The organism is Pseudomonas sp. 18058 (assembly GCF_902706155.1).
Taxonomy (GTDB): Bacteria; Pseudomonadota; Gammaproteobacteria; order Pseudomonadales; family Pseudomonadaceae; genus Aquipseudomonas; species Aquipseudomonas rustica.
Genome location: NZ_CACSJY010000001.1, coordinates 239624 through 261958, shown reverse-complemented (window position 1 = coordinate 261958; position 22335 = coordinate 239624). Strand labels below are relative to the sequence as shown.

Here is a 22335-nt window from a genome sequence, read left to right as displayed (position 1 = left end):
GTGGTAATCACAGTAGTCCGAGGGGCGGGGCAAGCAAACGGCCAATATTCGGGAAGATTGGGTGACCAATTGGCGGGGTTTACGGAAAATTATCGGTGGGCCGGAAACCGCTTTCGCGAGCAAGCCCGCTCCCACAGTGGAGCGCATTTCAAATGTGGGAGCGGGCTTGCTCGCGAAGGCGTCAGATCAGACGATGGGGAAACTGTTGAAGTCGACACTATTGGCCAGCCGGCTATCGATCAAGTCTATAAAGCCCTGCGCTTCGGGCCGGTTGAAATGCGCCTGCATCGCCGCTTCCGATTGCCAGCGCGCACTGACCGTCCAGCGATGGCTGTCCTCGGGGCAGCGGTCGACCAGGTAGGAATCGCAGCCCGGCGTTTCCCGCAGGGTTTCGACGATCCTTTGCAGTTGCTTGCCCAGCTCGTCAGAGCGGCCGGCAGCAGCCTGCACCTGCACCGTGTTGATCACTTCATTGGACATTGCTCACACTCCTGAATCAGGCCGGACGAATCCTGCTCATTGAGGGATAACGCCTGTGCAGAATAGGCCTGCACCCGCCGATCACCAATAACCAATCGGCGGTTAATCCGTTAGGCCAATCGCTCAGGCGACTTGCTGGAGAATGTCGCGCAGACGATCGAGGGCGATATCAATGTCCAGCGTCTCAATCGCGCCGAAGCCAAAGTACAAACCATCACGCGGCGTCTGCTGGTAATAAAAGCCATTGATCGCGTACAGACCGACTTCGACCTTTTTTGCCAGTTCGATCACCAGCGGCAGGTCGATCGGCACTTTGCAAAACACCGCCATATGGAATCCGGCACTGGCCGGCACCGCATCAAGCCAAGGCGACAGATCGCTGGCCATGCGCGCCAGAATCCGTTCGCGGCGCTGCGCATAAATCGTGTGGCAGCGGCGAATATGCTTGAGCAAACAGCCCTCGGCGATGAACTTGGCCAGCGCCCATTGCGGCAGGGTGGACGCGTGCAAATCGGTGAGCTGCTTGGCGCGGATCACCGCTTCGAGGATCGCCGGCGGCAGAATTCCGTAGCCCAGGCGCAACTCGGGCAGCAAGGTTTTCGAGAAGGTGCCTACATACGCGACGAGACCGCGCTGGTCGAGGTTGTACAGCGAATCAGTGGGCCGGCCTTCGTAGCGAAACTCGCTGTCGTAGTCGTCCTCAATGATGATTGCGCCGAGCTCATGCGCACGCACCAGCAAGGCTTCGCGGCGCGCCTGACTCATCGGCATGCCCAACGGAAACTGGTGCGATGGCGTCACGTAAATCAGCCGCGTGCCTTCGGGAATGTGTTCGACCTGAATGCCCTCGGCATCCACTGGAATACCGACCACGGTGGCGCCGTGCGTGCCGAACAGCAGGCGAGCCGGCGGATAACCCGGGTCTTCCATCGCCACTAGGCTGCCGGGACGCAGCAGCACGCGGGCGATCAGATCCAGCGCCTGCTGCGCGCCGTTGCAGACCACGATGTCTTCGTCCTGACAGTTAACCCCACGAGAAAATGCGATGTGTCGGGCAATCGCGTTGCGCAGCGACGGCAAACCTTCGGCAACGCTGTAAAAGCCTTTCGAATGCGCCATCTGCCGCATCGCATGAGCGACGCAACGACGCCAGTCATCCTGGGGAAACTGGCCCTTGCTGGTGGCGCCGCCAATGAAGTCGTAACGCAGCGAACCTTCCAGTGTCGGGTGCCGCAGGAACACCGGCAGATTGCGCCAGCTCTCGATCACCTCGGCACTGGCCAGTTCGCTGTGACTTTGCTTGCGCTGAGCCTGCGCCGGGCGCGCATTGACGTAGGTGCCTTTACCGATCACGCCGGTGAGGAAGTTTTCGTAGGTCAGTTGCGCGTAGGTGTCGGAGATGGTTTTGCGCGAGATCCCCAGTTGCTCGGCGAGCAAGCGGCTGGGCGGCAATTGCGTGCCAGCGGCCAGACGCCCGGATTCGATGGCGCCGCGCAGCTGTTGGTACAACTGACCGGCGAGATCCTTGCGGCCGTTGATCACGACATGAAGTTCCATACCGACGTGGCTCCGAGGCAATGTGAAGTGCCCGCCAGATTAGCGCTGTTGGGCGATTGGCAGAAGTTGCGCAGCACAAATACCCGAAATTGGCATAAACCCCTGTAGGAGCTGCCGAAGGCTGCGATCTCTTGATCTTAGAAAGCAACATCAAAAGATCGCAGCCTTCGGCAGCTCCTACAGGGGGTTTGTGTTGAGCCCGCTATTGGTGTGGCACTTTTCCGTGGAATTGGGGCTGTAACGCTAGCCTCTTGGCGCTTACTTTGAAGTCTTTATTGCGCCTGCCGAGATCAAGCCATGTCCCCGCGTCTGGATTACTACAGCGCTTCACCCAAAGCGATGAAAGCGATGATTGCCATGGAGGCGCTGACCAGCAACTTGAGCATCGAACAGCCGTTGCTGCAACTGATCAAGATCCGCGCCTCGCAACTGAATGGCTGTGCGTTTTGCACGGATATGCATTCGGTCGAAGCCCGGCGAGCGGGGGAGAGTGATCGGCGGTTGTATGCGATTGCAGTGTGGCGTGACAGCGGGTTTTTCAATCCTCGTGAACGCGCGGCACTGGCCTGGGCGGAGGCGGTGACCTTGTTGGCGGAAAGCCATGTGCCGGATGATGTGTATCAACAGGCGCGGGAGCAGTTTAACGAAGCGGAGCTGGTCGACCTGACCATGGCCGTGACCACGATCAACAGCTGGAATCGCCTGGCGGTGAGTTTTCGGCAAACCCCGAGCGATTAGTAGCCCGCCACCGTTAAATCTGTAGGAGCAAAGCTTGCTCGCGAAAGCGGTGGCTCATTCAAAGAATATGTTGGCAGGTATGGCCTCTTCGCGAGCAAGCTCTGCTCCTACAAGGTTTCGGTAGATTAGTTGTTGTTAGTTGGATTTAGTGTTGCCTGGGCAACACTTATGTTGCTCTAAGCACACTCCGCCAAGCCGATATAACCTAAGCGTTATTGGTTCTTTTGCCACAGCCCTCCGCTCGTCTAGCATCGGCCTCCAAGGGGAAAAGCTTACTTTTGGGGATCCTGCGTTCTATTTGCACTTTCCGATCTAACAGCCTTCGCTGCCTTCCTGTTTTATAAAACTACAGCAGACATTGCCGTGCACTGATTGCCGACGACTTTTGGTTGGCAGGGCCGGGTATTAGCTGCGATTCAAGGAGCTGTTGCATGTATTACCGTTCGCGTTCATTACTCGCTGCTGCTGTGCTCACGTCCATCTGGCAACTTCCCGCGCAAGCTGACGATGAGGCCAAACTCGACACCGTGTTGGTGACCGGCACACGCGGCACATCGCGCACCGTGCTGGATTCGCCAGTGCCGGTCGACGTGCTCACCGCTGATGACCTGAAAGCTGCCGGCGCCGCGGATGGCGAATTGGGCGCAGCTTTGCAGACGCTGTTGCCATCGTTCAGCCTGCCGCGCCAGTCCAACTCCGGCGGTGCCGACCATGTACGCGCCGCTCAACTGCGCGGCATGAGCCCGGATCAGGTGCTGGTGTTGGTCAACGGTAAACGCCGGCACACTTCGGCGGTGGTCAACGATTCCTCGAAGATCGGTCGTGGCACCGCGCCGGTGGATTTCAACTCGATCCCGATCAGCGCGATCAAACGCATCGAAGTGCTGCGCGATGGCGCCGGTGCGCAATACGGCTCCGATGCGATTGCCGGGGTCATCAACATCATCCTCGACGACGCCCCCGAGGGCGGCGAAGTGACGACGAGCTACGGCGCCTATCACACCCATCAGGACGCGATCGGCAAAACCACCACCGACGGCCAGAACAGCGTGACCACCGCCAAGATCGGCACGCGCCTCGGCGAGGAGGGCGGCTTCATTCGCGGCGGCACCGAGTACAAGGATCGCAACCCGACCAATCGCGCCGGTTTCGACGGCTTCGACGACATCCCCAACCAGCGCAACTACGTGATGGGCGACGGCATCGCCCGCGATGTCAACCTGTGGTTCAACAGCGAACTGCCGCTGGCCGGCGGCAAGGCTTACAGCTTCGGCACCTACAACCAGCGCCACACCACCGGCGCCGAATTCTATCGCTACCCGTACGAGCAGCCGCAGTTCTACCCCAACGGCTACCTGCCTCAATCGCTCGGCGACAATAAGGACGTCTCGGCCACTGCCGGGTTCAAAGGCATGATCGGCGACGACTGGGACTTCGACAGCAGCGTCACCCATGGCCGTAATCGCTTCGATGGATCGACGCGACGCACCCTCAACGTCAGCCTCGGTGAAGACTCGCCGACCGAGTTCGATACCGGCGATTACGAGTTGCGCCAGACCACGACCAACCTCGATTTCACCCGCGAACTGCGCCTCGGCGAACGCTCATTTGTGTTGGCCGTCGGCGGCGAATACCGCTACGAAAACTACCTGACTTACGCCGGTGACGCGGCTTCCTATGTCGGCTCCGGAGCCGATGGCGCCAATGGGCTGCGCCCGAGCGAAGAGTCGGATCTGGATCGCAATGTGTTCGGCACTTACGCCGAGTTGTCCGGCGATCTCACCGACCGTTTCTTCGTCGACGCCGCCACGCGTTGGGAGCATTACGACGATGCCGGCAGCAAACTCACCGGCAAACTCAGTGGCCGCTACAAACTCACCGAACAGTGGGCCTTGCGCGGCGCAGTGTCGAACAACTTCCGCGCGCCGTCCCTGGCGCAGAGCGGTTTCCAGAACACCACCAGCAACTTCGGCGACGGCGGCACGCTGACCGATATTCGCGTGCTCTCGGTCAACGATCCGATTGCCCGCGCATTGGGCGCAGAAAAACTTGATCCGGAAACCTCGAAAAACTTCAGCCTCGGCCTGACGTTCCAGTTGAACGAACGCTTCGATGCGTCGCTGGACGTGTTCCGCATCGACGTCAAAGACCGCATCACCCTGTCGCAACGCATCGGCAGCGATGCGCTGGAAAACTACATCAATGACAACTTCGGCGTGGCCGGCATACATGACGTCAACTTCTTCACCAACGCCGCCGACACCAGCACCCACGGCGCCGAACTGGTGCTTAACTATCATCAGCCGTTCTACGAAGGGCAACTCGGCCTGACCACCGCGTACACCTACAACCACACCAAAGTCACCAGCACCAAAGGCACGCCGTCGCAATTGACCGCGCTGGGCATCGGCAATGATGCGCTGGTCGGCGTCGAAGAAACCAACACCTTGACCGACGCCGCGCCGAAGGATCGCTTCATCTTTTCCGCCAACTGGGCCAGCGAACACTGGGGCTTGCTCGGACGCCTGACCCGTCAGGGCGAGACTACTCGTGTGTTTGATTTCGGTGATTCGCAACCGGAGCAGACCTACGGTGCGGTGTGGCAACTGGACGCTGAAGTCGCCTACAAATTCACCCCGAAATTCAACATCGCCGTCGGTGGCAATAACCTCACCGACAACTACCCGGAACGCTCCGGCTCGGCGATCAACTACGGCGGCAACTTACCGTACGATGTGCTCTCGCCAATCGGCACCAACGGCGCTTACTACTACGCTCGCGCCACCTATGGTTTCTAACGCCGGGCCGGGGCGGCATCTGCCGGTGATCCAGGCGCTGCTGATCACGCTGGGCATGGTGATCACCACCGACATCCTGAAAACCGCGCCGACCGTGGCGCTCAACGTCGGGCCCGAGCACTTCTACCTGGTGTGGGTGCTTGGCGGCGTGGCGTCGATGATCGGCGCGCTGTGCTTTGCGGAAATGGCCACGGCGTTTCCGCATCCCGGCGGCGACTACCATTTTCTGCGCACAGCGTATGGCGAGCGCATGGGGTTTCTGTTCGCGTGGTCGCGGTTTTCGGTGATGCACACCGGGTGGATTGCGTTGTCGGCGTTTATGTTTGCCGATTACGTGAATGCGGTGGTGCCGTTGGGACAGTATGGATCGGGGCTGTTTGCCGGGGCGGTGATCGCGGCGTTGGTGCTGCTGAATCTGACGGGCAAGCACATCGGTTTCATCACGCAGACATTGCTGGTTGGCTTGCTCGCGTTGGGCTTTTTGAGCATCGCCAGTGCGGGTGTTTTTCTGGCGTGGCAAGGGGTTGAACCGCCGGCGCCAAGCTCGGCGGTATTGCCAGAAAATACCGGTATGGCCGGGTTTTCGGCGGCGATGATTTTTGTGTTTCTCGCGTTCGGCGGCTGGAGTGATGCGGCGACGTTATCGGCGGAAGTGCGCGATGGTCGGCGGGGGATTTTCATCGCCATGATCGGCGCGCTGACGGTGTTGATGATTATCTATCTGGCGCTGAATTGGGCGTTTGTTCAGGGGCTGGGATTTGCCGGTTTGGCGGCGAGTAATGCGCCGGCAGTTGAACTGCTCAACCGTGCTTTTGGCGCGCCGGGGGGCATGTTGATTTTGTTGATGGTGGGGATTGCCGCGATCGCTACCATCAACTCGACCTTGTTGGTTGGCGCGCGCACCACTTATGCCGCTGCCCGCGATGTACCGCAGTTGCGCAGTTTTGGTGATTGGGATGATCGCCATGGCGTACCGCGTAAAGCGTTGCTGGCCGAAGGCACGGTGGCGTTATTGCTGGTGTTGTTCGGCAGTTTTACCCAGAGCGGGTTTAACACCATGGTCGAGTATTTGACCCCGGTGTATTGGTTGTTTTTGAGTTTGAGCAGTGTCGCGTTGATCATATTGCGGCGGCGGTTTCCTGAGGTGGCGAGGCCGGTGCGGGTGCCGTTGTATCCGCTGTTGCCGTTGCTGTTTTTTGGGTTGTGCCTGTACATGCTGTATTCCAGTGTGACCGTGGTGGGGTATGGGGCGTTTTTGGGGATTGGCGTTCTTTTGGTTGGCGCGGTGGTTTTGGCCGGGTTGAGTCGCTTAACGGCAAACCCTCATCGGAAACGCCGCCCGCCCAGCCCTCTCCCGGAGGGAGAGGGGGCCGACCGAGGTGTGCTGCGTGATACATCGACCTGAAAAACCGAGTCGATTATGAATTTTGTAAGGCATGTTCAGCAGACCGGATCGATTATGGATTCGCCAAAGCAAGTCCAAGTCGGCGAACCCCTCAAATATCCCCCAATCAGTTCCCTCTCCCTCGGGGAGAGGGCTAGGGTGAGGGGCTTTTAAGCTGTGCCTCAATCGACCTGAAAAAACCGAGTCGATGCTGGATTCGCCAAAGCACGTCCAGGTCGGCGTACCTCTCAAATATCCCCCAATTAGTTCCCTCTCCCTCGGGGAGAGGGCTAGGGTGAGGGGCTCTTAAAACGACACCTCCGCCGGCTGCGACAACCGCAGTACCGACAAGTCTCCGGTAATGCGCTTGTACGCCAATCGGATCGCCTCAATATCGCTGCCACGTTTCGCACTGTTCTCATGCAAAATCACAATGACTTTAGTGCTCAAACGCTCGGGCTCCTTCGCGCCTTTATCGCTCCACTGCCCATAAGCATCGAGCACCGTGAACCCATCCGGAAAACGCGGCGTCACTTCCTTGTCGAGAAACTCGCGCCAGCGCGCCGGGCTGACCGCGCCTTCCTTGCGATCGATCGATCCCACCGAGAAGTACAACTCAGTGCGCAACCACTGCGCCTGCGCCGGCCGTGAGGCATCGCCTTGCAGGGTTGAACTGGCGGGATCGTGGGTGTGAACGGAAGCAGGAGGAGGGCTGGCGCAACCGGCGACTGCGACGAACAGTGCCGCCAGTAAAAGACGTTGAGGCATGGAACATCCTTATTGATGATTGGGCGAACCCGGCGAGTATAAGGTCGCCGTTTCACCGTCAATAAAGACCTAAAAAGCAGGCTGATAGGCGCTTCAGGAATAACCCTTGGGTCGCTGCGCAACGAACGATCCGAAAGCCTGTAGGAGCCGTCGAGTGAAGCGAGGCTGCGATCTTTTGATCGTGTTTTTTTACAAGACAGGATCAAAAGATCGCAGCGTTCCGCAGCTCCTACAGGGGCATCAGGGTGGGGGCGATGCCAAGGCAATTCCGGCCGCTCCCAGCCGTTTGAGAATCTCGAACAACAGATCACTCTTGGTCACCCCGACAATCCTCGGGCTGCCGACATAACCGGTCACCGTCAGCGTAATCCCGTCCGGCGACAACTTGCTGAAGCGCACGAACGACGCCGGTTTTTCGAGGATGGTTTCGTTCTCGTGGTACGTGTTCAGCAGCAGAACCTTCACTGCCTCAGGATCGATATCCAGCGGAAACACCAACTCCAGCGACGCGACACCCTGAGCGCTACCACCCAGCGTGACGTTGCGCAGATTCTGCGAGATCAACTGCGAGTTCGGCACGATCACAATCGAGCGATCGCTGAGCTGAATTTCGGTGGCGCGCACGTTGATCCGGCGGATATCACCCTCGACGCCGCTGATGCTGATCAAATCGCCCACCTTCACCGGCCGCTCGGTCAGCAGAATCAGACCGGAAACAAAGTTCTTCACGATCTCCTGCAAACCGAAACCAATACCCACCGACAGCGCACTGACGATCCACGCCAGGTTCGTCCACTGCACGCCCAACGACGACAGCGTCAGCAGAATCACGAACGCGTAACCGATGTTGGAAAACAGCGTGCTCAGTGACGCGCACATCCCCGGATCCATGTCGGTCTTGGGCAGGAATTCATTGTCGAGCCACCGACTCAGGGCGCGGATCAGCCAGATACCGATCAACAGCGCGAGTACCGCGTTAAGCAAATGCGAAGGGACGATGTTGAACTTGCGCAATCCGGCACCGCCGAGGATCGCCATGATGTTGGTCGCCAACTGTCCGAGCGTGGTGCCGATGCCACCGACAAACAAGGCGATCACCGCCAGCAGCAACAGCGCCGCGCGGCTGAAACCGGACAATAGAATGGAGATCTGATCGAGGCGCCGATCGCCTATTCCCAGTAACTGTTTGAGCGCCTTGCCGCTCGCATGCTTGGGCGAGAACGCGTATTCGCAGCCGTCCTTGATCACCTGAATCAGCAAGTAAAAACCCGACAGCACAATGTAGGCCCAGACCACTTCATAGGTGATGAAACGGGCCAGCGATACGTAACCGGTGAGCAGCGCAATCGCCGAGACGAACATCGAAATACTGGCGATGGTGTACATCACCCCGGCGAACGTACTGTTCGCTTGCGTGTCATTGGCGGCGACCAACGCCTTGCGCACCTTGCCGACGCGCAGCAGCAGTGTCACCACAATCACCATGACCACAATCGATGTCACGCCGCGCCCGGTCAGAACGATCTGACTGCTCATGCCGGTGGCGTTGCACACCTGCACCAGCGTCACCAGCACCAGCAACGTGCCGGAAAGGATGCGCGGGAAGCGCTTCAGTGCCTGCGCGACCTGATCATGAATGGCCGGCAACCGCCACGATGGATGATCGATCGACAACAGCGCACGGCTCAGCCCGGTAATCAGTACGCAGGCGTACACAGCCTTCTCGAATTCCTCGGAAAACGTCGACAGCACCGGCGTCAGCGGCGCGTGACGGGTGAGCGCGTAATACAGCACATGCAAGGCGAGAGCGGTGGTCGCAATCGTCGCCAGCGCCGAAGCAAACGCCAGCGCACTGCGGCGCAAACGACCTTCCGGCATGCGGTGGATGCAAACCCAGGTCAAGCCGCGCTCGGCCAGACGACGGCCGAACGTCCACACCACCAGTGCCAGCGCGAGCAACACCAGCGTATAAAAATACCGCCCCGGCGCCCACACCGTCGCCCAGGTGTCAGAAACTTGATCAACGAAAAAACTGAAACGCTGCCGATCATCCCGCGAAGGATTGACCAGCGGTGCCCAGAAGTCCGGGTTCAACACGCTCAGCGTGCCCAGCGTCAACTCGCTCTCAAGCAATGTGCGGCGGATGCCGGCGATCTGCGTGATCAGATCCGCTGCACTCTGCTTCAGCGCCGCCAGACTTTTCAGCGTGCCGTCGACTTTGTTTTTTTGCTCCGTCAGCGTCGCTCGCTGGGCGACGATATCCGCTTGCTCGGCGGCGATCTCGGTGTCCGGCGCTGCGCCCAAAACGCCCAGTTGCACGGTCAGTTGCGCCTGTTGCGGTAACAACGCCGCCGACAATTTATCGACGTCCAGAATGAACGCCTGCACCCGATCCTGTGGGCCTTCGAGCTGGTTGTAATTGTTCGCGGCGGAGATTTGCTGTTTGAGGCCATCGAGGCGTTGTTGCAGGGCTTGCAGGTCACTTTGCGAAATGACCGGGAGCGGCGCGGCGGCGGTCGCGGCAGGTGCTGGCAGATCGGCGGCCCACAGCGATGGACTGCCGGCGGTGAGCAGCATGAATGCGATGAGAAACAACGACTTCAACGTGTTGCGCATGGGACAGACCGACTCTCGATGAACACACAGTCTAAGAGGTTAGGTGATCAGGCCGATTGGAGTGAAAAAGTTTCAGGGCAGGAGGTGGATTAATTGCGGTTCCAGAGCTTGTGCGTGGATGTCGAGCAGGGCGAGGGTGACCGGCAGTTTGAAACGCCGCCGCCCAGCGCTGCCCGGATTCAAGTACAGCCGATCGCCGCGCCATTCGATCAAGGGTTTGTGCGAGTGGCCGGTGATGATGAGGCGGGTAAGGCTGTCGAGAAGGGCGGGGACGTCGGCGATGTCGTGGGTCAGCAGGGTTGGCCAGCCGTTGAGGTTGAGGGTGAGGTGATCGGGAAGGTCGGTGGCCCAAGGCAGGTTCAAGTCGTTGTTGCCGCGCACGGCGTGAACCGGGGCGATTTGCGCCAGTTGGCTGAGGATGTCAGCGCTGCCGATGTCGCCACCGTGGAGGATCAGTTCGACGCTTTCGATCGCGGTTAACGCTTCGGGGCGCAGGAGGCCGTGAGTGTCGGAAATGATGGCGATTTTCATGGGGAACAGATTAGCAGGGTTGGTGTGGATGGCGGTGTTCAGCCGAAAATGCCAGAGTGCGCCTACGCCCCTTTAATGATCTGCCAAGGAACTTGCAATGCCCGCAGGAAAACGTGAACTAGCGCGAATAGAACGCCGGCTGATCACCACGCTGACCGAAGCGTGCGAAACGGCAAAAAGTGAAATCAACGGCTTCACCTGGCTCACCCACACGGCTGACCTGAATGCACTGGCTGAAACACTGAAAATCATCTGGGTGTTCGAAACCCTGGCCGACAGGAAGCTCGCCGAGGTTGACGCAAAAGCACGGATCTTTGAACTGACGGCTATTGCGCTGGATGAAGCGGGTATTGAGCTGAAACTGACAGATCGCAATGTTCGCTTTGATTCTGAGCAGGAGTGCGAAAACGCTCAGGGTGGCGATTGGCAAAAGCGTCTGGCCAAAGGGTATTGAAGCTGGCTACAGAAATCGAAAACTCTTGTGGGCCTCAGAGCAGGATGTGATCGAGAGGATGTACCACGACTTGCTGTTGGTGCCGTAAAGAATTAGACATGCGGCAGCGCTTGCATCAACTGTTCAACGACCTTGGCCTCGACAGCACCTTCACTGGTACCCGGCTCAAAAACAGCGCAACACGCTGATGCATCGCCCTCACGAACACGATAGACAGCGATAACACTGCCCGGCCCGCAACCGGTGTGCCCGCAGAGGGAATGCCCGCCGCCAATCGTGCCCTGCATCACCCCAAAGCCGTAGCCCGGAGTGATCCATGGGCGCCCGGGTATCGGGCCGCCCAATGTTCGCGCGGCCTGCATTGCCTGGCGCAAATTCGAGGAGAGCAAGTCAGTGCTGAGGAGGCGATCCAGAAATAGCGCTGCTTGCGAAACCGGTCCAGTCAGCAGACCGTGATAAACCCAGGCAGGGTCGTAATTCAAGGTGCTTCCAAGGTGAGTCGTTTGTAAGTCTGTGCGCGTTTTAGCGAAGCGAACATTCGACAGACCCAATGGTGAAATCGCCCGCTGTAGCACCGCCTCTTCAAGCGTCAGATCAGTTAGCCGCTCAATGAGCCTGCCGATAAGCAAATAACCGACATTTGAATAACGCCAACCGGTTCCGGGACTGTATCGAAGTCGAGCAGCGTCAAGCCGTTGCATCATTTCATCTGGCGACCAGGCCGATTCGTCATTCCTGACGGCTGCGTGATATTCCGCAAGTTCGCCGTAATCGGCCAGACCTGCCTCATGCCGCAGAAGCTGACGCAGCGTGAAAAGCTGATCAGGCACGGGCTCGTCTAACGTAGTCAGCCCATCTCGTACCAGCGACAGGGCTGTCGCCGCCAAAACTGTTTTGGTGAAACTCCACCAAGGCACCGTCAGTTCTAATTGTTCAGGCGTTTGTACCTGACCATTTGATATGAGCGAACTGAGCATTGGCTTCCCTAGGCTATTGAGTGAATCAGCAGGCCGACAAGATAGCTCACTTCGCAAAACAATTTGAACCGCCTTTGGGCATTCCGGAGTGGGCGGTGGAGTGGGTTGTCACCGTCGCGCAGACAGCTGTTGCGGCGCCAGAAATGCATCGTGGAAATAGTTACGAAACGCCTGCATCGCCGGGCTGAATTCGCGTTCGCGATGCCAGGCCAGCCCGACACTCATCGGCGTCACTTTGTCGGTGACGGTCAGGGTTTCAATGCGTTTACCTTCCAGTGACCAGGGGCGGTGTACCAAATCCGAGAGGATTGCCACGCCGCTGCCATTGGCGACCATACTGCGCACCGCTTCGACTGAACTGGTGCGTACCCGCACGTTTGGTTGCTGTTGTGCCTGTTCCCAGTAGCGCTTGGCGCTATGTTCAGCTTCGTCGACGGTCAGCAGAATGTAGGGTTCTTTCGCAACGTCGGCGAGGCTGACTGCCGAGCGTTCGCACAGCGGATGGTGGCTGGGCAGCCATAACCGGCGTTCGGAGTTGAAGAGTATTTCCGAGACGATGTCCGGGTGGGTGAGGTTGGCGGTGAGCACCACGGCCATGTCAAAACGACCTTCCAGCAAGCCTTGTTCGATCGCTTGCCGCTCCTGTTCGTGGACTTCGATGGCCACGTCTGGATGCCAGTGCTCAAGCCGTTGCAGATGGTGTGGCAGGAAGTATCCGATCACCGTGTAACTCGCCGCCAGGCGCAATACACCGCTGGCGCGGATGTCCGGCAACGGGCTGTTCAATGCGTCATCGACGCTGCGCAAAATCACGTAAGCCCGATTCAAAAAGTGCCGACCGGCGTCGGTCAGGCTCATGCCTTGGGCCGAGCGCTGGAACAACAGCGTGCCGAGGATGCTTTCCAGTTCTTTGATCGCCGTCGTCACGGCCGACTGGGAAATATTCAAATGAATCGCGGCTTGGGAAATTTGCCCGATCTCGGCGGTGGCGACGAAATAACGGACTTGGCGCAGGGTCAGTGACATGGGTACTCCGAGTGACGGGGTATCTGTTTTTCAGAAGATACCCTATCTATTAATAGATCTTCCCAAGGGGGTGGCGGGAATCTAACTTGACCTGCATGAAGTCACAAGCGTCGGGAGCAGGTGTTATGCAGGCAGTAGATTTCAACTCGGACATGGGCGAAGGGTTTGGCCCGTGGACCATCGGCGATGGTGTCGATAATGAGCTGATGGGCTTTATCAGTTCGGCCAACATCGCCACCGGTTTTCATGCCGGCGACCCTTCCACCATGCGCCGCACCGTCGAGCAGGCCAAGCGTCTGGGCGTAGCCATCGGTGCGCATCCGGGGTTTCGCGACCTGGTCGGTTTTGGCCGTCGGCACATCAATGCGCCGGCCCAGGAACTGGTCGACGACATGCTCTATCAGTTGGGCGCCCTGCGTGAACTCGCCCGGGTTCAAGGCGTGGCCCTGCAGCACATCAAACCCCACGGCGCGCTCTACATGCACTTGGCGCGGGACGAGGAGGCCGCCCGTTTGCTGGTGGAAAATCTCCAGCGTCTGGAGCCGGAATTGCTGTTGTATTGCATGCCCGATTCGGTGATCTGGCGGGTTGCCACAGAGCTCGGCCAACCAGTGATTCGCGAGTTCTACGCCGACCGCGAATACGACCTCAGTGGCTCCATCGTGTTCACCCGCAACGTGCAGGCTTACGACCCGGCCCACGTCGCTGAACGCGTGCTGCGTGCTTGCCAGCAAGGCGTGGTGCGCACTGTCGAGGGCGAAGACCTCGCCATTGAGTTTGATTCCATCTGTTTGCACAGCGACACGCCGGGAGCTCTGGCGTTGGTCGAAGCCACGCGTCGCGCGCTTGATGGCGCGGGCATAACGGTTCGCGCACCGCGCTGAGACCTGACGCAAACACCTCGCACAGAGACGCGAGGGTTTGCCCAACGATTCACCTTTTGCCTGCCTTTCTACAACTATTCCAAAAGGAACAGACATGGCCGAACACTCAGTCATCACCCCGTTGCCGGGAACCTTCTACCGCAAAGCCACCCCGGAATCGGCGAACTTCGTCGAGGTCGGCGCGCAGGTCGGCGCTGACACGGTCATTGGCCTGATCGAGGTCATGAAGCAGTTCTCCGAACTGACCGCCGGGACGGCTGGTCGCCTCAGTGCCTTTTTGGTAGAAGACGGTGATCCGGTGGAACCGGGTCAAGTCGTCGCAACACTCGACGACGAGTGAGGGCGCGATCATGACTCAAACCATTCATAAACTGTTGGTCGCCAATCGTGGCGAAATCGCCGTGCGGATTATCCGCGCCGCCAAAGAACTGGGCATTCGCACCGTTGCTGCGTGCAGCGAGGCGGACGTCGATTCCCAGGCCGCGCGCATGGCCGATGAGATCCACATTCTTGGCCCGGCCCGTGCCGATAAAAGTTATCTCAACGTCGAGGCCTTGCTCGGCGCCCTGAAAGCCACGGGCGCCAATGCCGTGCATCCCGGCTACGGCTTCCTTTCAGAGAACGCCGATTTCGCCGAAGCGGTGGTGGCGGCTGGCGCCATTTTCGTCGGCCCAAGCGCGCAGACGATCCGGCGCATGGGCGATAAAGCCGAGGCGCGGCGTACCGCACAAGCCGCTGGCGTACCGGTGGTGCCGGGTTCGCCGGGTGAACTGTTTGACGTCGAGTCGGCACTCAAGGCTGCTGAGTCCGTGGGTTACCCGTTATTGATCAAAGCGTCGGCCGGTGGGGGCGGGCGCGGTATTCGTCTGGCGGAAAACGCCGAGCAACTGAGCGAAGAATTTCCCCGCTCCCAGCGCGAAGCCCAAGCGGCGTTTGGCAATGGCGCGGTGTATCTGGAGCGGTTTATCAGCCGGGCCCGGCACATTGAAGTGCAGGTATTGGGCGACGGTCAGCACGCCGTGCATTTGTTTGAGCGCGAGTGCTCGCTGCAACGTCGGCGGCAGAAAATCTTCGAAGAAGCGCCGTCGCCAGTCCTCAACCAACAGCAACGGGACACCCTCTGCGAAAGCGCTGTGCGTCTGACCGAATCGTTGGGCTACAAGGGCGCCGGCACGCTGGAATACCTGTATGACGACGTCACTGGCGAGTTCTTCTTTATCGAGATGAATACGCGGATTCAGGTCGAGCACCCGGTCAGCGAACTGATCACCGGTATCGATCTGGTTCAAGCCATGTTACGCATCGCTGGCGGCGAGCCGCTGGGTTTCCAGCAAAGCGACATCCGACTCAACGGCGCCGCCCTGCAAATGCGCTTGAACGCTGAAGATCCGGCGCGGGATTTTTTCCCGAGTCCAGGTCTGGTCGAAGAACTGATCTGGCCGAGCGGCGAGGGCATTCGCGTCGATACGCATCTGTATCAAGGCTACCGGGTGCCGCCGTACTATGACTCGCTGCTGGCCAAACTGATTGTTCATGGTGCCGATCGCGCCGAAGCGCTGGCCCGCGCGCAAGTGGCGGTAGCGAACACCACGCTCACCGGCATGGCCAACACCTTGGCGTTGCACGCTGAATTGCTCGAGCAACCGTGGCTGCACAGCGCCGACTTTCACACCGGCACCCTGGAAACCTGGCTGGCCGAGCGCCGCAGCGGAGGTGAAGCATGAGTACGCCCATCCGATACAGCTTTGGCGCCGATGAGCATTTGTTTGCCGAAGTCAGTGACAGCATGTCTCTGGACGCGTTCTTCAAAGGTCTGGCCGTCACCCGCGCTGTGGAACGGCTGGCGCTGGATGGCGTGCTCGATATCTGCCTGGCTAACGCGTCATTCCAGATTCGTTTCGACCCGGATCGCATCGCCCCTCACACCTTGCTCGAAGCGGTAAAAATCGCCGAGGCCGGAGCTGTCGCCGAGCGCACATTGCAGACGCGGATTATCGAGATTCCGGTGCTCTACAACGATCCCTGGACTCACGAAACCCTGATGCGTTTTCGCGACCGTCATCAAGACCCGAGCGCCACGGATCTTGAATACGCTGCCCGCATCAACGGACTGGCCGACGTCGATGCCTTCATCGCGGCCCACAGCGGCGCGCCGTGGTTTGTCTCGATGGTCGGCTTCGTTGCCGGGCTGCCCTTCATGTTTCAGATGGTCGAGCGTGAGCGTCAGTTGCAGGTGCCCAAGTATCTGCGCCCGCGCACCGATACACCGAAATTGACCCTGGGCCACGGCGGTTGCTTTGGTTGCATTTATTCGGTGCGCGGCGCCGGCGGTTATCAGATGTTTGGCGTCACCCCCGCGCCGATCTACGACCCGCTACAACACCTCGCGTACCTGAAAGAACACATGGTGTTTTTCCGTCCAGGCGACATCGTGCAATTCAAGCCGATGGATCGAGAAGCCTACGACTCCGCGGTGGCAGAAGTGGACGCCGGAAGCTTTGATCTGCGGATTCGGCCGGTGGAATTTTCGCTGGACGCGTTCCTCGCCGACCCCGTTGGCTATCCCAAGTCGCTGCAGGAGGTATTGGCATGATCAAGGTTCTCAAACCCGGCCTCGCCACTTCGGTACAAGACTTGGGCCGCGAAGGGTATTACCACTTGGGCATTCCGCCCTCCGGCGCGCTCGATCAGTACGCCTTGAGCGCGGCCAATCAATTGGTCGGCAACCCGCCCGGTTTGGCGGCCCTGGAATGCACCTTGCTCGGGCCCGAGCTGGAGTTTCAACAGGACGCATTGGTGGCGGTCAGCGGCGCGCACATGACGCCCCGGGTCGATGGCGTGGAAATGCACCACGATACCGCCTTCACCGTGAAGGCCGGGCAAGTGCTGCGCTTTGACTTTCCCAAGGCGGGTGCCCGCGCTTACGTGGCGGTGGCCGGCGGTATTGATGTGCCAGTGGTACTCGGCAGTCGCTCCACCTATGCGCTGGGCGCGCTCGGCGGTTTTCAGGGTCGACGTCTGATCGCGGGTGACGAATTGCCCGTCGGCATTGCCAGTGGCAAAAGCCGCGCCGGGGCCAGTTTGCCCATGGCGTTACGGCAATCACTGGGTGGCGAAATCACTCTGCGGGTGGTGCCCGGTTTGTACTACCACCGCTTGACTGAATCGGCGGCGAAGAGCTTTTTTGCCGAGCCGTGGACGGTCGGTTCGGAAGCCGACCGCATCGGCTATCGCTACAAGGGCGGCAGCGCGCTGAGCTTTCAGCCCCGCGACCAGCCGTTCGGCGCCGGTTCCGATCCGTCGAACATCGTCGACAGTTGCTATCCGATCGGCTCGATTCAGGTGCCCGCCGGGCTCGAACCCATCGTGTTGCATCGTGATGCGGTGTCCGGTGGAGGCTACGCAATGATTGGTACGGTGATCAGCGCCGACCTTGATTTGATCGGCCAAATGCAACCCAACCAGAAGGCCCGCTTTGTCGCGGTGACCCTCGAAGAGGCGCTGGAAGCGCGACGTTCCTATAAGAAAAAACTCAGCTGCCTGAGCAAGCTGTTCCCTTCCTGATTCTGCCCGCCGTCAAGCGCGGGTCATGCCATACGGTACGCCAACGCCGCACTTCGGTGCGGTGACGGCTGCCCGCGCTTCAACCTTCGACTGGTTTTGGAGTTCACGCACATGGCTGCTTTATCGCAATCGAATCAAACCGGGCAAGATCCGGCGCATCATCCCGTTCCCGCCGAAGCACGCATGGGGCGACTGTCCCTGACGATGGCCTGGTGGGCGGTGTGCAGTGCGATGTTTTACATCGTGGTGGGCGCTTCTTTGGCGTTGTCCTTCGGTGCGCGCAATGCGCTGATCGGCATGGTGCTGTCGGTAATCTGTTATGGCCTGGTCAACAGCGTGCTCAGCCGCTTTGCGATTCGCAGCGGATTGTCGGTGGCGTTGTTTTCACGACTATTGTTCGGCAGCACCGGAGCGTGCCTGGCGACGCTGATTTTCTTCTCGACCGCGATCTATTACGCGGTGTTCGAAGGTTCGGTGATCGCTGTTGCGCTCAATCACCTGTACCCGGAACTGGTCTATCCGCTGGCGGCACTGGCGGTGGTTCTGTACAGCGTGCCGATGATCCTGGGCAGCGTGCAGCACTGGCTGGACAAGCTCAACGGCGTTTTGCTGCCGGTGTACCTCGGTGGATTGCTGGTCGCGGTCGGGCTATCCATCAGCCGTTATGGCTACCAGCCGCAATGGCTGGATTTCGGCCCGGCAACGCCTGATGCATTCGGCTGGTGGGATTGTTTTGTCGCCTACATGGGCGTCTGGGTGTTGATGCTGTTCACCTTCGACTATGCGCGTTTCGGCAAGCCTGAAGATGCCGAATACCACGGCCGCTGGAACTTCGGCATGCCGTTCTACGCGGTGACGTTCCTGCTCAACGGCGCGGCAGGCATTTATCTGGTCAGCAGCATTCCCCACGAAGGCGCGTTGAACGAAGTCTCGGTGGTGATGGCGATTTTGCAGTTGATGGGCTTGTGGGGATTGCTGTTTGTCTGGGCCACGCAAACCCGGATCAACACCGCCAATTACTACCTGGCGACGTTGAATATGCAGGCGTTCTTTGGTCGATTTGGCCTTCGCGGTTCGTACCTGATGTGGGCCGTAGCGGTGGGGGTGATCGTCTACGGCTTGATGCTGGCGGACGTGTTTGCCTACCTCCTCAAGGCGCTGGCCTATCAGGGGATTTTCGTCGTGGCCTGGGTGGGAGTGGCGTTGGCGCGAATTATCTACGGACGCAGTGACGTGGCAGCGCTCGATCGGGTGGGCGAGTTCAATCCGGTAGGCTTGACGGCCTGGTTTGGCGCGACAGCATTAGGTCTTGCGCTGATGTTTTCCGGCGGCGGCTTCAGCAGCTTTTCCGCGCCCGCTACGGTGATCGTTGCATTTACCTTGCACGCAGGGTTGTCCCATCGAAGCCGGTTGCGGTTAGCGCTGGCCGAGTAAAACGTTGCAGTCACTTATCCCGTGCCCGCCTGCTCTGACAAGGCAGAGCGGGCAGGGGCTAGCCTGTTATGACGCCCGGAAGGCACAGGGGGAGGGCAACCCGTAATTTTCGACTAAGCTCGTTCGATCATTAAACACCAAGCGCTGTGCTGTACTCGCTCAGGGGATCGATATGAAAGCCGTACTCCACACGATCAAGCATGAAGTCATGAAGGCCATTCCGCCGACCGTATTTTTCTTCATCATTCTGCACATCGTCGCCCTCATCCGTACGCTGATGATGAAAGGCACAGGCGTTTCGCTGCCGGTCTCCACGTCAATCCTGATCGCATCGCTGGTGCTCGGCAAATCCGTGCTGGTCGCAGACATGCTGCCGTTCATTAATCGCTTTCCGGAAAAGCCGCTGATCTGGAACGTCACCTGGAAAACGCTCATGTACGCGCTGGTGGCGCTGGTCGTTCATTATCTAGAGCGGCTGTATGAGTTCTGGAAAGAGGCACACAGCTTCATGGACGCGAACGCCACGTTGTGGACTTCGATGAACTGGCCCCAATTCTGGGCAGTGCAGATTCTGCTGATTACTTTGATCTTCGTGTATTGCGTCTTTTCAGAACTGACGCGCGCATTGGGTCGTGATCGACTGAAAAGAATGTTCCTCGGCCCGCTGCCACCAGACATCAACAAAGATTTGTAAGAAGGGAAGAGGCTAGGGCGTAGCGCCCTAGCCGATAGCAGAGGTTACTTTTTCTTCTTCGCCGGTTTGTCGGCCTTCTCTGATTTCTTGGCCTTTTCAGGCTTGCTATCAGCTTTCTTGGTGGCTTTCTTATCGGCCTTCTTATCGGCTTTTTTCGGTTCGGCGTCTTTTTTCTTGTCTTTCTTATCGGAAGATTTCGAAAGCGCCGAGGCTGCCGCGGATTTCTTTTCCGGTGACGACTTCTTGTCCTTCAAGTCCTTGCTGGCCTTGGAAGCTTCACCTTTGCTTTTCTTATCGTCTTTAGCCACGTTGATCACCTCTCGGAGCATGCCGGTATTGGCAGATTGCCTGTGGGAATACTCACAAGCTGATCATTAGGCGAGCGCGTTCTGAAGCGGTTCAAATTTTATTGACGCGTCGCGACAGGCTGCCGGCAGGAGAAGATCAGGCGCTCAGTTTCAATGTTTGTGACTGTGTTTATTCGTGTGCTTGTGGTCATGACCGGAGTGATGGTCGTTATCGTCAGCCAGGTTATTGCCCACTGCACCGCCGGCTGCTCCGCCCAATCCCGCGCCGATCAGGCCACCTGTTGATCCGCCCAGACTGGCGCCAACGACCTGGCCACCCGCGGCGCCAATACCGCCGCCAATCGCCGCTTCAGTTTTCTTGCCGCTTTTTGCACTGATTGCACCCCCGGTCGCGCCGCCAACCCCTGCACCTATCAACGCGCCAGTGCTTCCTCCGACCGACTGACCGACAACACTTCCAAGCGCACCACCGAGACCTCCGCCCAGTGCTGTGTTGGTGGTTTCACCGGCGACGGCGTAATGAGCAACAAACAGACTTAATGCTGCAACCGATAATGATTTGCGCATCGAACTCACCTCCCGCTATTCAAATAAGCAGGAAAGTCTGTTGGCCCGAGCTAGTCAGGTCAATGCGCATTCGGCCGTGCATTAATCTGGGTCAAGCAATTGCCGGGTAGGGGTACCGTTTATCGCGTAAGCCGTCAGATTCGTAGTGCGATTTTTCAAGATCGACGGGGTGCGTATTTCGAGTTTCAAGATGATTTTCTGTGGCAAAAGCGGTCGTTGATGAGTGACTGCTTTCGGCCATTAGCTGCCGCTCACGAACACCTGCTTTTCGGCCAGAAGCGGAAGTTTCTTGTTTATTTCAAAGTACCTTGGCATTGCTCGAGCCCTCTCTCATTTCGTTTCTCGACTACGCTTCCGGCTGGAGGTAACTCGCACTTTCCTTCATGCAATCTCGATTACCTGGTCGACAAGCTTCGCCGGTATTGCCGCTTTTTTTTAATCGCAGTCGATGGGAAATTAAAGGACAGAGCCAATGACAGCCATGAGAACAATTTTGATCTGTAGCACGCTATTAGGGACATCAATCGCGCACGCGGGGCTGCAGGTCACTCCCGACAGCTACGCTCGGGCAGAAGTGGACGAATCTTATAAAAATATCGTCAAAGATGTGGGGTCGAACGCCTTTCGCCACGACAGGGCGGTTATGCCCTTGGACAAGCAGCCTGCGGTAACCATGAACCGTGACACGGTGTATTCATTTGGTGTGTTTTACGTGCCCGAGGGTACAACCATCACCTTACCGAAATCAGCTGACAATCGTTATCAGTCGGCCATGATCATGCAAAACGACGACTTCACCGATCAGGTTTTTTATGCGCCGGGGACATTCGAGATCAAATCGAAAACCGAGTTTGCTGCGGTGGTCATGCGTACGCAGATCAATCCTAACGACCCTGGCGACACCCAAAACGTCAAAACGCTTCAGGATGGCATCAAGGTCAACTGGCCAAAAGGCACGGTGCCGAAAGAATACAAAATCGTCGACTGGGATGAAGCCAGCCGCATGAAGCTGCGTTCCGAGTATCAAAAAGAAGCCGCCAAGCTGACTAACTTCAACGACACATCAGGAGCTCGCGGGGTCATCAAACCGGAAATGCTTCGACTGAGTGCATCAGTAGCACTCGGGCTTCTTCCGGCAAAAGATGCCGTGTACCTCTACCGAGATTACGGCTTAAGTGGCGATAAATGCTACAAAGCAACCTATGGCAAACCCGACTTCCTGGAAGGTGGATTCTTTTCCTTCACAATGTATGGAGCCGATAAATACCTGAAAAGTGAAGACTCCAACATTAACAATCGCGCCATGCACTTCAACGAGGACGGCACCTTTACAGTGCACTATGGGCCGAAGGAGAAATGTGGGGAGGTGACTAACTGGCTGCCAACACCGGGTGATAATTGGTATCTCGGTATGCGAATCTATCGTCCAGGAGAAAGTGTCATCAGCGGTAAATACACCATACCGGAACCGACTGCTGTCAATTAGGCGGTACCGCTCCAGAGCTGAAAGCTCTGCAAACCCATTAATAAGCTTTGGCCAACGGGAGTGACACCC

Annotated in this window: 21 protein-coding genes; 12 read left to right on the top strand and 9 right to left on the bottom strand. The window is 58.5% G+C overall.

Annotation, left to right across the window (positions count from 1 at the left end; genetic code table 11):
* Positions 1 to 186: 186 nt before the first annotated feature.
* On the bottom strand, positions 187 to 480 hold the full coding sequence (locus GVL50_RS01155; RefSeq protein WP_053121122.1) for a putative quinol monooxygenase: 294 nt from the start codon (positions 478 to 480) through the stop codon (positions 187 to 189).
* A 123-nt stretch (positions 481 to 603) separates the two neighbouring features.
* A complete protein-coding gene (locus GVL50_RS01150) occupies positions 604 to 2037 on the bottom strand; it encodes a PLP-dependent aminotransferase family protein (protein WP_159811462.1) in 1434 nt (477 codons plus the stop codon).
* A gap of 297 nt (positions 2038 to 2334) precedes the next feature.
* Between GVL50_RS01150 and GVL50_RS01145 the strand changes: the two genes are divergently transcribed.
* The 3 genes from GVL50_RS01145 to GVL50_RS01135 all read left to right on the top strand — a co-directional run bounded on the left by GVL50_RS01145 (position 2335) and on the right by GVL50_RS01135 (position 6978).
* Positions 2335 to 2775, top strand: coding sequence for a carboxymuconolactone decarboxylase family protein (locus GVL50_RS01145; protein ID WP_159811461.1), 441 nt, complete (start codon positions 2335 to 2337; stop codon positions 2773 to 2775).
* 431 nt (positions 2776 to 3206) lie between these two features.
* Entirely contained in the window at positions 3207 to 5573 is a 2367-nt protein-coding gene (locus GVL50_RS01140; RefSeq protein WP_159811460.1) for a TonB-dependent siderophore receptor, read from the top strand.
* On the top strand, positions 5563 to 6978 hold the full coding sequence (locus tag GVL50_RS01135; RefSeq protein ID WP_159811459.1) for an APC family permease: 1416 nt from the start codon (positions 5563 to 5565) through the stop codon (positions 6976 to 6978). The genes GVL50_RS01140 and GVL50_RS01135 overlap by 11 nt, the downstream gene beginning before the upstream one ends.
* Before the next feature lie 285 nt (positions 6979 to 7263).
* Here GVL50_RS01135 and GVL50_RS01130 read toward each other — a convergent pair whose 3' ends face one another.
* The 3 genes from GVL50_RS01130 to GVL50_RS01120 all read right to left on the bottom strand — a co-directional run bounded on the left by GVL50_RS01130 (position 7264) and on the right by GVL50_RS01120 (position 10872).
* Positions 7264 to 7725: a DUF3574 domain-containing protein gene (locus tag GVL50_RS01130; protein ID WP_159811458.1), complete on the bottom strand. Its 462-nt coding sequence runs from the start codon at positions 7723 to 7725 to the stop codon at positions 7264 to 7266.
* 240 nt (positions 7726 to 7965) lie between these two features.
* The gene (locus GVL50_RS01125) at positions 7966 to 10341 is read right to left on the bottom strand and encodes a DUF3772 domain-containing protein (RefSeq protein WP_159811457.1); all 2376 of its coding nucleotides are present in this window, start codon (positions 10339 to 10341) and stop codon (positions 7966 to 7968) included.
* A gap of 72 nt (positions 10342 to 10413) precedes the next feature.
* The gene (locus tag GVL50_RS01120; RefSeq protein WP_159811456.1) at positions 10414 to 10872 is read right to left on the bottom strand and encodes a metallophosphoesterase family protein; all 459 of its coding nucleotides are present in this window, start codon (positions 10870 to 10872) and stop codon (positions 10414 to 10416) included.
* 97 nt (positions 10873 to 10969) lie between these two features.
* Between GVL50_RS01120 and GVL50_RS01115 the strand changes: the two genes are divergently transcribed.
* Entirely contained in the window at positions 10970 to 11326 is a 357-nt protein-coding gene (locus tag GVL50_RS01115) for a hypothetical protein (protein ID WP_159811455.1), read from the top strand.
* 92 nt (positions 11327 to 11418) lie between these two features.
* Here GVL50_RS01115 and GVL50_RS01110 read toward each other — a convergent pair whose 3' ends face one another.
* Both GVL50_RS01110 and GVL50_RS01105 read right to left on the bottom strand, forming a co-directional pair.
* A complete protein-coding gene (locus GVL50_RS01110; RefSeq protein ID WP_159811454.1) occupies positions 11419 to 12303 on the bottom strand; it encodes a serine hydrolase in 885 nt (294 codons plus the stop codon).
* A gap of 108 nt (positions 12304 to 12411) precedes the next feature.
* Complete coding sequence (locus GVL50_RS01105) at positions 12412 to 13329, bottom strand: LysR family transcriptional regulator (protein ID WP_159811453.1); 918 nt, start codon at positions 13327 to 13329, stop codon at positions 12412 to 12414.
* Positions 13330 to 13454: 125 nt separating this feature from the next.
* On the opposite strand from GVL50_RS01105, the gene GVL50_RS01100 reads away from it, so the two are divergent.
* From GVL50_RS01100 to GVL50_RS01070, 7 genes are all read left to right on the top strand, one after another.
* A complete protein-coding gene (locus GVL50_RS01100) occupies positions 13455 to 14213 on the top strand; it encodes a 5-oxoprolinase subunit PxpA (protein ID WP_159811452.1) in 759 nt (252 codons plus the stop codon).
* Positions 14214 to 14307: 94 nt separating this feature from the next.
* A complete protein-coding gene (locus GVL50_RS01095) occupies positions 14308 to 14553 on the top strand; it encodes an acetyl-CoA carboxylase (protein ID WP_159811451.1) in 246 nt (81 codons plus the stop codon).
* A 10-nt stretch (positions 14554 to 14563) separates the two neighbouring features.
* Positions 14564 to 15937, top strand: coding sequence for an acetyl-CoA carboxylase biotin carboxylase subunit (locus tag GVL50_RS01090; RefSeq protein WP_159811450.1), 1374 nt, complete (start codon positions 14564 to 14566; stop codon positions 15935 to 15937).
* Complete coding sequence (locus GVL50_RS01085; RefSeq protein WP_159811449.1) at positions 15934 to 16806, top strand: allophanate hydrolase subunit 1; 873 nt, start codon at positions 15934 to 15936, stop codon at positions 16804 to 16806. Before GVL50_RS01090 ends, GVL50_RS01085 begins: the two co-directional genes overlap by 4 nt.
* Entirely contained in the window at positions 16803 to 17777 is a 975-nt protein-coding gene (locus tag GVL50_RS01080) for a biotin-dependent carboxyltransferase family protein (RefSeq protein ID WP_159811448.1), read from the top strand. The genes GVL50_RS01085 and GVL50_RS01080 overlap by 4 nt, the downstream gene beginning before the upstream one ends.
* 111 nt (positions 17778 to 17888) lie before the next feature.
* The gene (locus GVL50_RS01075; RefSeq protein WP_159811447.1) at positions 17889 to 19211 is read left to right on the top strand and encodes a cytosine permease; all 1323 of its coding nucleotides are present in this window, start codon (positions 17889 to 17891) and stop codon (positions 19209 to 19211) included.
* Between the two features lie 208 nt (positions 19212 to 19419).
* Positions 19420 to 19905, top strand: a complete 486-nt coding sequence (locus GVL50_RS01070; RefSeq protein WP_256671793.1) for a hypothetical protein — start codon at positions 19420 to 19422, stop codon at positions 19903 to 19905.
* Between the two features lie 44 nt (positions 19906 to 19949).
* Here the strand turns inward: GVL50_RS01070 and GVL50_RS01065 are convergent, their stop codons facing one another.
* Together GVL50_RS01065 and GVL50_RS01060 are read right to left on the bottom strand one after the other, a co-directional pair.
* On the bottom strand, positions 19950 to 20222 hold the full coding sequence (locus GVL50_RS01065; protein ID WP_159811446.1) for a hypothetical protein: 273 nt from the start codon (positions 20220 to 20222) through the stop codon (positions 19950 to 19952).
* A 141-nt stretch (positions 20223 to 20363) separates the two neighbouring features.
* Positions 20364 to 20780, bottom strand: a complete 417-nt coding sequence (locus GVL50_RS01060) for a glycine zipper domain-containing protein (protein WP_159811445.1) — start codon at positions 20778 to 20780, stop codon at positions 20364 to 20366.
* Between the two features lie 472 nt (positions 20781 to 21252).
* Between GVL50_RS01060 and GVL50_RS01055 the strand changes: the two genes are divergently transcribed.
* A complete protein-coding gene (locus tag GVL50_RS01055; protein WP_256671792.1) occupies positions 21253 to 22266 on the top strand; it encodes a DUF1214 domain-containing protein in 1014 nt (337 codons plus the stop codon).
* Positions 22267 to 22335 lie beyond the last annotated feature (69 nt).